The sequence below is a fragment of the Aeromonas sp. ZOR0002 genome, assembly GCF_963866995.1.
Lineage (GTDB): Bacteria > Pseudomonadota > Gammaproteobacteria > Enterobacterales > Aeromonadaceae > Aeromonas > Aeromonas caviae.
Window position 1 is genome coordinate 41,251 of record NZ_CAWMFQ010000173.1, and the last position, 10,277, is coordinate 51,527.

Consider the following 10,277-nt stretch of genomic DNA (forward strand, 5'->3'; position numbering starts at 1 on the left):
CAGCCGCCATCGAGCAGATGTCGGTCAGTACCCGGGATGTGGCGGGCAACATTGCGGACGCGGCGGGAGCGGCTCGCCAGACCGAGCAACAGGCAAGGGAGGGGGAGCAGGCCCTCGCCCGCATGGGGACCACCATGGCGCAGATTGGTGCCATGATTGCCCAGGCAAACCAGGCGATGACGCAGCTCAGCAGCCAGAGCGAGCAGGTGGGGAGGGTCACCGAAGTGATCGCCACCATTGCCGAGCAGACCAATCTGCTGGCACTCAATGCGGCCATCGAGGCGGCGCGGGCCGGTGAGCAGGGACGGGGATTTGCCGTGGTGGCCGATGAAGTGAGGCAGTTGGCCAGCCGCACCAGCGCATCGACCATGGAGATCAACCAGACCATTGCCAGCATCCAGCAGCAGACCCGGGAGACCGCGGATACCGTGGGCAGCGGTACCCTGCTGGTGGAGCAGGGGCGCGGTGCCGTGGCCTCGGTGACCGAGACCCTGGAGTCGATGGCGACGCTGGTGCAGGATCTCAGCGGCCAGCTTGCCGCCATCGCCACCGCCACCGAGCAGCAGTCAAGGGCGGCGCAGGAGGTGGCGGGCACGGTGGAGGAGATTGCCGGGCTCAGCCATCAGTCCAGCGAGCATGGCCAGCAGGGGGAGCAGATCGCCGCCCGCCTGACCCGGGAGACGGGGAGACTGACATCGGCCATCAGCCGATTCGAACTGGATGCCTGACGCAAGGGAGAGAAAAACGGGGCAGACCTCTGGGTCTGCCCCGTTTTTTTCGGCCCGATAACCTGGTGGTGGAAGAATGCACGACGCAGGTGCGGTCCTGACCGTTCGGGAGCAGGGGGATGGTGTCTTGTGTACTGCCCTGTGGCTCTTTCTGCCGGCAGTACGGGTCACTCCAGGCGGCGGAAGGCCTGGTTTTCGAAGCTGCTGCAGGTCTCCTGGTTGAGCAGGTTGACCAGCAGGATGGCCCGCTTTTCGCCATCCGGCTCCAGATAGATGGCTTCAAACCCGGCGAGGGGGCCGGATTCGATAAGTACCTTGTCTCCCTGGGTCGGCAGACGGGCATAGCTGGCGCGCGCCTCGTCGCTGTCGTCCCGGCTCATGAGCCGGTAGATCAGCTGGCTGCTGACGGGGGTCCACTCCTTGCCGAAGTGGATGATGCGACTGATGCCCCGGGTCGATTTCAGGGTGACTGGGGTGACCTCTTCCAGATCCACGTAGATGAAGAGGTAGTTGGGGAACATGGGCTCGCGCTGGGGCACGCGCTTGCCTCGCCGCAGTTTTTCAATCTCGACCATGGGGTAATAGGATTCAACGCCCTGGGCTGCCAGATGGGCGCGGGCGCGGGCCTCTTCCTTGGGTTTGCAGTAGGCCAGATACCATTTCTTCATTGTTGTTCTGTTTTTCGTGTTGCCGTGCTTCTGGCTATGATAACGGGGGTAAAAAAAAAGGCCACGCTTGACGTGGCCTTTTTTCCAGAGTGAGTGATTACCAACCTTTCACCAGACCGCCCTTGAACAGTTCGGTTCCCTTCTTGAAGACCTCGTCGGTCTGGAAGGACTGGACGAACTCCTTGACCTTCTCGTCGTCCTTGTTGTTCTCGCGAGCAACGATCAGGTTGACGTAGGGGGACTCCTTGTCTTCGACAAACAGGCCGTTCTCGGTCGGGGTCAGACCAATCTGACCGGCGAAGGTGTTGTTGATGATGGCCAGATCCACGTCTTCCAGGGAGCGCGGCAGTTGTGCGGCTTCCAGCTCGACGATCTTGAAGTTGCGCGGGTTGCTGGCGATGTCCAGTACGGTCGCTTCCAGACCGGCACCCTCTTTCAGCTTCAGCAGGCCCTGCTTCTCCAGCAGGATCAGGGAGCGACCCAGGTTGGTCGGATCGTTCGGCACCGCGATCTGGGCACCGTCTTTCAGCTCGGACAGGGCCTTGACCTTCTTGGAGTAACCGGCGATCGGGTAGACGAAGGTGTTGCCGACCGGCACCAGCTTGAAGCCGCGATCACGGATCTGGGCATCCAGGTAGGGCTTGTGCTGGAAGGCGTTGACGTCGACGCTGCCGTCGTTCAGGGCCACGTTCGGGGTGACGTAGTCGGAGAAGGTGACCACTTCGACGGTCAGGCCGTATTTTTCCTTGGCCACCTTGGCCGCGGTCTCAACCAGCTCGGTCTCGGGACCGGCGATGGCGCCCACCTTCAGGGTCTTGTTCTCTTCTTTCTGGCCGCAGCCGACCAGTACCAGGGTTGCCAGCAGCGCAGCTGCTGCGGATTTGATGCCCAATTTCATAAAAACCTCCTGTCAGAAATCGACGATTAACGATGATCACATTGTTTGACCAGGCGCTCACCCGCGCTCTGGATGAGTTGAACCAGCACAACCAGAATGACCACGGTGACCAGCATGACGGTGGGATCGAAACGCTGGTAGCCGTAGCGAATACCCACATCACCGAGACCACCGCCTCCGATGGCACCAGCCATGGCGGAGTAGTTCACCAGGGTGACGAGGGTGATGATGACGCTGTTGAGGATCCCCGGTAGGGCCTCGGGCAGCAGCACCTTGGCGATGATTTGCAGGGGCTTGGCCCCCATGGCCTTGGCCGCTTCCAGCAGACCGTCAGGCACCTCCATCAGGGCCCCTTCCACCAGGCGGGCGATGAAGGGAATGCAGCCCACGGTCAGCGGCACGATGGCGGCGATGGTGCCGATGCTGGTGCCGACGATGAAGCGGGTCAACGGAATGATGGCGACCAGCAGAATGATGAAGGGCACCGAGCGACCGACGTTGACGATGACGCCCAGGACCTTGTTGAGCAGCGGATTGGCCAGGATCTGGCCTGCCTTGGTCACGTGCAGCGCCACGCCGAGCGGCAGGCCGAGCAGGCAGCCGAACAGGGCGGAGGCAAACACCATGATGAGGGTGTCGCCCAGAGCCGAAATCAGCAGATTAATCATTGCTTCGGACATAACCCATTACCTCCAGCTGAATGTGGTTGTCGATGAGGAACTGCTGGGTGGCCTCGCACTGGGCCTCGTCCCCGAACAGTTCCGCCAGCAGGAAGCCGAACTTGACGCCACCGGCGTATTCGATGTCTGCGCTCAGGATGCTGATGTCGATGTTGAAACGGCGGCTCGCCTCGGAAATCAGCGGTGAATCCACCGTGGTCCCGGTAAAGCCGAGCTTCACCAGGGGATAGCTGCCGGGCACCCGGTCGCTACTCATCCGATCCTGATACTCCTGGGGCACTTCCAGGTGGATGGTGGAGTGGATGAAATCCCGGGCCAGCTGGGTCTTGGCATTGCTGAAGAACCAGGCCACTTCCCCCTGTTCGATCAGACGGCCGTCGCTGATGATGGCCACTTCGTCGCAGATCCCCTTCACCACGTCCATTTCGTGGGTGATGAGCAGTATGGTGAGCCCCAGCTTGACGTTGATCTCCTTGAGCAGGGTCAGGATCGAGCGGGTGGTCTGGGGGTCGAGGGCCGAGGTGGCCTCGTCGCACAGCAGGACCTTGGGAGCCGGTGCCAGGGCTCGGGCGATGGCGACGCGCTGCTTCTGCCCGCCGGAGAGCTCGGACGGATAGGCGTGGGCACGGGCTTCCAGCCCGACCAGGGCCAGCAGTTCGCTGACCCGGCTCTGGATCTTGTCCTTGCTCCAGCCCGCCAGCTCTAGCGGGAAGGCGATGTTGGCGGAGACGGTGCGAGAGGCCAGCAGGTTGAAGTGCTGGAAGATCATGCCGATCTGGCGGCGAGCCTGAGTCAGATCCCGCTCGCTCAGGGCGACCAGGTCCTGGCCATCGACGATGACCTGCCCCTCGGTGGGGCGCTCCAGCAGATTGACGCAGCGGATGAGGGTACTCTTGCCGGCACCGGAGGCACCGATCACCCCGAAGATCTTGCCTTGGGGCACATGCAGGCTCACGTCACGCAGGGCGTGCACGGCATCACTGCCTTTACCGTAGACTTTGTTGAGACCGATCAACTTAATCATGGATTCTTCCGTGCTAACAGCCTTAAAGCACAGGGCGCTACAGGCGGGTAAATTGGGCAGAGGTTTCACTGGGTAGCTCTGTCATCATGGAGGATGATGCTAAGATGTCCGGATGGCTGTGTCAACGCATGTTTTTACGTCTAGACGTCTAAAAAATGGATAAGGATTCCCGCCATTTGACTATGGTGTGGAGGTATCACCACCAGCATCAATATTAGATTCCGATTTGATGACTCTAGTCCGAATATAAGCTGGTAAATATCTCTTATGTCGTCGATTTGATGTTTCCCCTTCGGACAAGGTGCCCGGTTGTCCGGGCAGCCTCGCTGCCGGTTTCCCCTTCCTCCTGCAGTCTCTTTTTCTGCTTTCTTTTCCATCTCCTTGATGCAGAACAATAAATGACCAGTTCGTGGCCGTGTCGACATGCCAGCTCCCTATACTGGTTGAAGGTGGATGCCAGGAGGGAGGCGAGATGCGATTCCAACAGATCAAGGACCTGATGCTCTATCTCGAGGAGCTTCATCATCGGCAAGGGCGCATTTACGGGCGCCAGATCCCCCGGGTGGATGCTGAGCGCAGCAGGATGTTGCTGGCCTATCTGCAAGGGCGGGAGGATGCCGCGGCGGCTCATCTGCACGATTATCGCGAGCAGATGGGCAGCGCGGTGAAGGAGACCTGGCTGGATCAGGGGTTTGGCGAGGATCTGCTGGCCGAGGGGGATCGTCTGGCGCTGCCCGCCACAACCCAGCCCGCGGAGATAGTGGCCCTGGTGTCACGCCAGGAGGAGAGGCTCATCGGCGAGCTGGAACGTCTGGCCCGGGAGTGCCCCACGCCCGACACGGCGGCGCTGCTGAAAGCCCTGGCCTCCATGGCCCAATCCCGCCTGACCCGTCTGGTACACGGTGCTCATCGCCTCGACGATCTCTGAGCCCGGATGAGAGAGACCCGGCACGGGCCGGGTCTTCTGATGTTGCTGGCGGTCAGCCCCCTTGCCGGGCCGCGCCATAGAGGGCGGCGCCTATGATGCCGGCCTGGTTGAGGTTCGCGGCCGCCACCAGGGGAGCCCGGGTCTCAATCTTGTCGATGAACTTGTCGAGCTTGGCGGCGCTGCCGCCCCCCAGGATGAAGAGGTCGGGGGAGAACAGAAACTCCAGGCGAGCCAGGTATTTGTTGAAACGTTTGCCCCAGCGGCCCCAGGAAAGATCCTCGCGCTTGCGCACCGCATCGGAGCAATAGTGTTCGGCCACCATGCCTTCCAGCATCAGGTGACCCAGTTCGGTATTGGGCAGCAACTGGCCATTGACGAAGACGGCGGTACCGATGCCGGTGCCGACGGTGATGAGAATGATGACCCCCTGGCGATCCTGCCCGGTGCCAAAGCGCATCTCCGCCAGACCGGCCGCATCGGCGTCGTTCAGGACATGGCAGGGCAGGCCGGTCACATCGGCAAACAGGTGGGCGGCATCGGTCTCAATCCAGCTCTTGTCGATGTTGGAGGCATTCTTGGCGATGCCGTTGTGGATGGTGGCGGGAAAACCGCACCCCACTGGGCCCTTCCATTGGAAGTGCTCGACCAGCGCCTTGAGGGTGTGTGCCACGGCGGCCGGGGTTGCCGGTTGCGGTGTGGCGATGCGGTGGCGTTCGCCAATCAGCTCCCCGGTTTCGGTGTCGACCAGGCAGCCCTTGATCCCGGACCCCCCAATATCTACTCCCAGCATCTGCATCAGAATCTTCCTTTTATTGTGCCGATGTTCAATGGTCGGCAGAGCATGAAAAAATGGCTGCGATCCGGCAAGTGCCAGATCACTTATGCGTGATCCGGCAGACCTTTTTCGATGCAGCGGATCAGCAATCGCGTCTTTTTATTCTCTTCCTGCTGACGCCTGGCCAGGGTCGCCAGCGCCCACTCGATATGCTCGGCCACCATGGGCGCCGCCTCAGGCAGCGCCTGTTGCAGGGTGGCCAGGACCTCGCTGCTGGCCGGCCCGTTGCCAAGGGCCACCGCCAGGTTGCGGCGCCAGCGATGATAGCCGATGCGGCGGATGGGGCTGCCTTCCGTGTGTTTGAGAAATTCGGCCTCGCTCCAGCCCCACAAGGTCAAGAGGGGCGGGCGGTGCAGATTGGGGCGCGGACTGAAATCGGGCTCCGGGCTGGCATCGGCATAGCGGTTCCAGGGGCAGATGAGCTGGCAGTCGTCACAGCCATAGATGCGATTGCCCATGAGCGGCCTGAACTCCTCGGGAATGGGGCCGTCGTTCTCGATGGTGAGATAGGAGATGCAGCGCCGTCCGTCCACCACATAGGGGGCGATGATGGCACCGGTGGGGCAGATGTTGATGCAGGCCACGCACTTGCCACACTGCTCCTTCTCCACCGGGGCATCCACGGGCAGCGGCAGGGCGATGAGCAATTCTCCCAGAAAGAAGAAGGAGCCGGCGGACTCGTTGAGCAGGAGCGAGTGCTTGCCCACCCAGCCAAGGCCGGCCTTGGCCGCCAGCGGCCTTTCCAGAATAGGGGCCGAGTCGACGAAGGGGCGCCACTCGCCCAGGGTTTGTCCCGTCGCCTGCAACAGGGTTTCGCACCGCAGCTCGATGCGCTCCCCCAACTGTTTGAGTCGATTGCGCAGCACCTTGTGGTAGTCGCGGCCGAGGGCATAGCGGCTGATGTAGCCGAGGGTGGGATCGCGCAGGGTGGCGGCAAAGCCCGCCTCGAACGGGAGGTAGTTCATCCGCACCGAGATGACCCGCAAGGTGCCCGGCAACAGCTCGTGGGGGCGGGCTCTCATCATGCCGTGGCGCGCCATGTAGTCCATGGTGCCGTGATAACCGGCATCCAGCCAGGCCTGCAACCTTGGCTCTTCCAGGGTGAGGTCGGTGTCGGTGATGCCGACCTGGTCAAATCCTAGCTCCCTTGCCCAGAGCTTGATATCGTGGGCCAGTTGCGCAAGTTCGGCAGCCGTCATGCAGCATCTCCCCTCTGCCTGCAGGAGTATGGCAGGCGCAGGGCGTCAATATGGCGTGCCAGTTGCCGGGTCATGGGATGATGAAACGTGGGGGCCGTCATGGTAGAGGTGTTCGGGGACGCTATCCGCAAAAATGAGTGGGAGAGTCTAGCACAACCCCTGTGGCGGGCCGAGCAGATCCGCAGCATGGAACGGCGCTGGGCCGAGCACGAGGGGTTGCCCCTCTATGTGCTGATGGAGCGGGCTGGGAGTGCGCTGTGCAACTATGCCTGTCACCACTGGCCCGACAGCCGCCAGTGGTGGATCTTCGTCGGCCCTGGCAACAACGGTGGGGATGGCTACGTGCTGGCCCGCCTTGCCCGGCGCATCGGCCTCGAGCCTTTGGTGATTGCCGCCCGGGCTCCCGGCCTGCTGAGGGGAGATGCCAGGCGGGCTGCCGAAGAGTGGCTCGCATCGGGGGGGAGCGTGACCATGGCCGAGGATCTGCTGCCCATCACGCTGCCGCCGCCGGATCTGGTCATAGACGCACTGCTCGGTACCGGCGTCCAGCTTCCCCTCTCCTCGTCAATGACAAAGATCGTCGCAACAATCAATGGCTTGAACGCGCCCGTGCTGGCGGTGGATCTTCCCTCCGGTCTCCATGCCGACACCGGCCGCGCCATGGGCGCACTGGTGCGTGCCACCCGCACCCTCACTTTCATCGGCATCAAGCAGGGCATGCTCACCGCCGACGGGGTAGACGGAGTCGGCCACCTCGACCGGGATCCCCTGGGAGTGACGCCGGGGGAGGAACGGGTTCCCGCTGCCGAGCGGATCGATTATCCCAGCCTCAAGGGGTTGCTGACCCCGCGCAGGCGCTCGGCTCACAAGGGACACAGCGGCAAGGTACTGCTGACGGGGGGGAACCTCGGCATGCAGGGGGCCATCCTGCTGGCGGGTCAGGCCTGTCTGCGGGCGGGGGCGGGATTGGTACGCCTGCGCCAGCACCCGGATTGCCCGGCGGCCAGCCTGGTTCAACCCGAGCTGATGGGATGCCCGGCGGACATGGATGAAGGGTGGGCATCGGTGCAGGTACTGGGCCCCGGGCTCGGTCAGGATGGGTGGGGCCGGGCCCGGTTCGAACAGGGCATCGGAGCCGCCGTGCCACTGGTATTGGACGCCGATGGATTGAATTGGCTGGCGCAGGCCCCCCGTCATCAGGATAATTGGGTGCTCACACCCCACCCCGGGGAGGCGGCTCGCCTGCTGGGTTGCTCCATCGCCGAGGTCGAGGGGGACAGGTTTGCGGCCGTCTCGCGACTGCAACAGCGCTACGGTGGTGTGGTGTTGCTCAAGGGGGCGGGGTCGCTCATCTGCGACGGCAGGCGCATTTCCCTGTGCGACGAGGGCAACCCCGGCATGGCCAGTGGCGGCATGGGTGACCTCTTGTCTGGTATAATCGCCGCCCTTCTGGCTCAGGGCTGGTCTGCGGGCATGGCCACCCGACTCGGGGCCGTGATCCACGCAGAGGCCGCCGATCTGGCCGCTGCCGAGGGTGAGAGGGGCATGCTGGCATCGGATCTGCTGCCCTGGATCCGTCGTCTGGTTAATCCGACACAGTAACAAGTAACAAGAAGAACATGGCAAAAACCTTGATGATGACACTGCCGGACGAGGCAGCAACAGTGGCGCTGGGTGGCCGTCTGGCAAAGGCGTGCCAGCAGGCCACCACGGTATTTCTGCACGGTGCCCTCGGGGCCGGCAAAACCACCCTGACCCGAGGCTGGGTGCAGGGACTGGGTCATGAGGGCAAGGTCAAGAGTCCGACCTATACCCTGGTGGAACCCTATGAGCTTGCCCAGTGGCAGGTCTATCACTTCGATCTCTATCGACTGGCGGACCCGGAAGAGCTGGAGTTCATGGGCATTCGCGACTATTTCGCCGCCGATACCCTCTGCCTGGTGGAGTGGCCAGAGAAGGGCGACGGCTGGCTGCCAGCCCCGGATCTCGAGATCACCCTGAGTTATGCAAACGAGCAGCGCGAGGTGCAGATTGATGCCCGCACTGCTATCGGCGAAGCCATTCTGGAACGGTTGTCATCTCAGTGCGCGTGATCCTTGTTTTTGTTCTCTCCCTGATGGCATTGCCCACCTGGGCCAATCAGCTCAAGAGTGTGCGGGTGTGGCCATCACCGGACAACACCCGGGTGGTGCTCGACATGAGCAGCGCCCCCAATTTCAACTACTTCACCCTGACCGGTCCGAACCGTCTGGTCATCGACCTGAAAGGGGCGAGCAACGCCACCAACCTGGCCCGCATCGAGAACAAGAGCGAGCTGGTGCGCAAGATCCGCGAGAGCACGCCGCTGGAGAAGGGGGGCCTGCGACTGGTGCTGGATCTCGGCTCTGCCATCAAGCCGGTGGTCTTCCCGCTGGCGCCGGCAGGCCCCTATGGCCACCGTCTGGTGATCGATCTTCCCTATGAAGAGAAGGGGAGCGCTGCGGCGCAGCCCGCTCCCGTCGGGGGACACGGCAAGGCCATCGTCATCGCCATCGATCCTGGTCACGGCGGGGAAGACCCGGGCTCCATCGGCCCGCGCCGCACCTACGAGAAACGGGTGACCCTGGCGGTCTCCCAGAAGCTGGCGGCCCTCATCGACCGGGAGCCCGGCATGCGAGCCGTGCTGACCCGCCGTGGCGACTACTTCGTCGATCTCAACAAACGCTCCGAAATCGCCCGCAAGGCCAAGGCAGACCTGCTGGTGTCGGTGCATGCCGACAGCTTCCACAACTCGACTCCTCGCGGCGCCTCCGTCTGGGTGCTGTCGACCAATCGCGCCAACCGCGAGATGGGTAGCTGGCTCGAGAAGCAGGAGAAGCAGGGGGAGCTGCTGGGGGGCGTTGGCAAGGTATTGGCCGAGTCTGATCCCAACCCCTATCTGGCGCAGACCTTCCTGGATCTCTCCATGGACAAGTCGCGGGCTGAAGGCTATGACGTCAGCCGCCAGATCCTGCGCTCGCTCGGCCGGGTGGCCAGATTGCACAAGAAGGCGCCGGAACATGCGAGCCTGGCGGTGCTGAAGGCGCCGGACATCCCCTCGGTACTGGTGGAGACGGGCTTTATCTCGAACCACGCCGAGGAGAAACTGCTGGCCACCGCCAGCTATCAGGATCAGCTGGCCCGGGCCATCTTCGAGGGGATCCGCAACTATTACCGCAGTCATCCGACCAAGGGGCCCATGCTCACCGGCAAGGGCCAGGTTGCCGCCCCGCCGCGTCAGGCGCCTGCCAGCAAGCCGGTCGCTGTCAGCAAGCCGGCTGCCCAGCCAACGCAGCAGG

At 63.0% G+C, this 10,277-nt stretch carries 11 protein-coding genes; 5 read left to right on the top strand and 6 right to left on the bottom strand.

The genetic code is table 11. The features are described from left to right. Positions 1–728, top strand: a 728-nt coding sequence (locus AACR77_RS10160) for a methyl-accepting chemotaxis protein (RefSeq protein WP_042881218.1), incomplete at its 5' end; no start/stop codon positions are given. A gap of 167 nt (positions 729–895) precedes the next feature. On the opposite strand, the gene rfaH is transcribed toward AACR77_RS10160, so the two are convergent. The 4 genes from rfaH to metN form a co-directional block, all read right to left on the bottom strand. Next, entirely contained in the window at positions 896–1,396 is a 501-nt protein-coding gene (rfaH, locus tag AACR77_RS10165; protein ID WP_010673182.1) for a transcription/translation regulatory transformer protein RfaH, read from the bottom strand. Positions 1,397–1,493: 97 nt separating this feature from the next. Next, positions 1,494–2,294, bottom strand: a complete 801-nt coding sequence (gene metQ, locus AACR77_RS10170; protein WP_010673183.1) for a methionine ABC transporter substrate-binding lipoprotein MetQ — start codon at positions 2,292–2,294, stop codon at positions 1,494–1,496. 26 nt (positions 2,295–2,320) lie between these two features. Then, the gene (locus tag AACR77_RS10175; RefSeq protein ID WP_029313844.1) at positions 2,321–2,974 is read right to left on the bottom strand and encodes a methionine ABC transporter permease; all 654 of its coding nucleotides are present in this window, start codon (positions 2,972–2,974) and stop codon (positions 2,321–2,323) included. Then, positions 2,955–3,998 carry a methionine ABC transporter ATP-binding protein MetN gene (gene metN / locus AACR77_RS10180; protein ID WP_039040957.1) on the bottom strand — a complete coding sequence of 348 codons (1,044 nt, stop codon included), beginning with the start codon at positions 3,996–3,998 and terminating at the stop codon, positions 2,955–2,957. Before metN ends, AACR77_RS10175 begins: the two co-directional genes overlap by 20 nt. A 472-nt stretch (positions 3,999–4,470) precedes the next feature. Here metN and AACR77_RS10185 point away from each other — a divergent pair, with 472 nt between their 5' ends. Beyond that, on the top strand, positions 4,471–4,926 hold the full coding sequence (locus AACR77_RS10185) for a hypothetical protein (RefSeq protein ID WP_039040959.1): 456 nt from the start codon (positions 4,471–4,473) through the stop codon (positions 4,924–4,926). 52 nt (positions 4,927–4,978) lie between these two features. On the opposite strand, the gene ppgK is transcribed toward AACR77_RS10185, so the two are convergent. Both ppgK and queG read right to left on the bottom strand, forming a co-directional pair. Next, positions 4,979–5,722: a polyphosphate--glucose phosphotransferase gene (gene ppgK, locus AACR77_RS10190; RefSeq protein ID WP_010673187.1), complete on the bottom strand. Its 744-nt coding sequence runs from the start codon at positions 5,720–5,722 to the stop codon at positions 4,979–4,981. A gap of 83 nt (positions 5,723–5,805) precedes the next feature. Then, positions 5,806–6,960: a tRNA epoxyqueuosine(34) reductase QueG gene (gene queG / locus AACR77_RS10195; protein WP_042881220.1), complete on the bottom strand. Its 1,155-nt coding sequence runs from the start codon at positions 6,958–6,960 to the stop codon at positions 5,806–5,808. Between the two features lie 99 nt (positions 6,961–7,059). Here queG and AACR77_RS10200 point away from each other — a divergent pair, with 99 nt between their 5' ends. From AACR77_RS10200 to AACR77_RS10210, 3 genes are all read left to right on the top strand, one after another. Continuing rightward, a complete protein-coding gene (locus AACR77_RS10200) occupies positions 7,060–8,562 on the top strand; it encodes a bifunctional ADP-dependent NAD(P)H-hydrate dehydratase/NAD(P)H-hydrate epimerase (RefSeq protein WP_042881225.1) in 1,503 nt (500 codons plus the stop codon). Positions 8,563–8,579: 17 nt separating this feature from the next. Continuing rightward, positions 8,580–9,053 carry a tRNA (adenosine(37)-N6)-threonylcarbamoyltransferase complex ATPase subunit type 1 TsaE gene (gene tsaE, locus AACR77_RS10205; RefSeq protein WP_029313846.1) on the top strand — a complete coding sequence of 158 codons (474 nt, stop codon included), beginning with the start codon at positions 8,580–8,582 and terminating at the stop codon, positions 9,051–9,053. Next, positions 9,044–10,277: N-acetylmuramoyl-L-alanine amidase (locus AACR77_RS10210; RefSeq protein ID WP_042881222.1), on the top strand; the 1,234-nt coding region annotated here is incomplete at its 3' end. The genes tsaE and AACR77_RS10210, both read left to right, overlap by 10 nt.

Bases quoted from the DNA above. Each gene is read 5' to 3' on its own strand.
- AACR77_RS10175 (WP_029313844.1), bottom strand. From the start codon at position 2,974: ATGTCCGAAGCAATGATTAATCTGCTGATTTCGGCTCTGGGCGACACC.
- AACR77_RS10185 (WP_039040959.1), top strand. From the start codon at position 4,471: ATGCGATTCCAACAGATCAAGGACCTGATGCTCTATCTCGAGGAGCTT.
- queG (WP_042881220.1), bottom strand. From the start codon at position 6,960: ATGACGGCTGCCGAACTTGCGCAACTGGCCCACGATATCAAGCTCTGG.
- ppgK (WP_010673187.1), bottom strand. From the start codon at position 5,722: ATGCAGATGCTGGGAGTAGATATTGGGGGGTCCGGGATCAAGGGCTGC.
- metN (WP_039040957.1), bottom strand. From the start codon at position 3,998: ATGATTAAGTTGATCGGTCTCAACAAAGTCTACGGTAAAGGCAGTGAT.
- AACR77_RS10200 (WP_042881225.1), top strand. From the start codon at position 7,060: ATGGTAGAGGTGTTCGGGGACGCTATCCGCAAAAATGAGTGGGAGAGT.
- tsaE (WP_029313846.1), top strand. From the start codon at position 8,580: ATGGCAAAAACCTTGATGATGACACTGCCGGACGAGGCAGCAACAGTG.
- rfaH (WP_010673182.1), bottom strand. From the start codon at position 1,396: ATGAAGAAATGGTATCTGGCCTACTGCAAACCCAAGGAAGAGGCCCGC.
- metQ (WP_010673183.1), bottom strand. From the start codon at position 2,294: ATGAAATTGGGCATCAAATCCGCAGCAGCTGCGCTGCTGGCAACCCTG.